We start from the raw sequence: 340 nt of genomic DNA on the forward strand, positions 1-340 counted from the left end.
GAAAGATATAGTATATGTTCCAGAAACAGTAACGCTTACATATATGTTAGAGTTTTTTAGACAAAAACAACAACATATGGCTATAATTATAGATGAATATGGTGGAACATTAGGATTAATAACTATAGAAGATTTACTTGAAGAAATAGTAGGGGAAATTAGAGATGAATATGATATAGAAGAAGAAAATTTTAAATCTATAGCAAAAAATAGTATACTAAAATTAAAAAATCTTCCTACATTAAAAATAATAATTTTTAAATACATAGTTATTAATACAAGTTTTAAAGGTTGATAATAAGAAAATAGAAAAAGTAAAGCTTATTATCAAAAGATAGGA

1 protein-coding gene is annotated in these 340 nt (G+C 22.4%); it reads left to right on the top strand.

The window, feature by feature from the left end; genetic code table 11:
- The coding region (locus BUE91_RS06850; RefSeq protein ID WP_143605918.1) for a CBS domain-containing protein at positions 1-295 on the top strand (295 nt) is incomplete at its 5' end.
- Positions 296-340: the final 45 nt, after the last annotated feature.

Origin of the sequence: Streptobacillus notomytis (assembly GCF_001902585.1) — a bacterium.
Classification (GTDB): Bacteria; Fusobacteriota; Fusobacteriia; order Fusobacteriales; family Leptotrichiaceae; genus Streptobacillus; species Streptobacillus notomytis.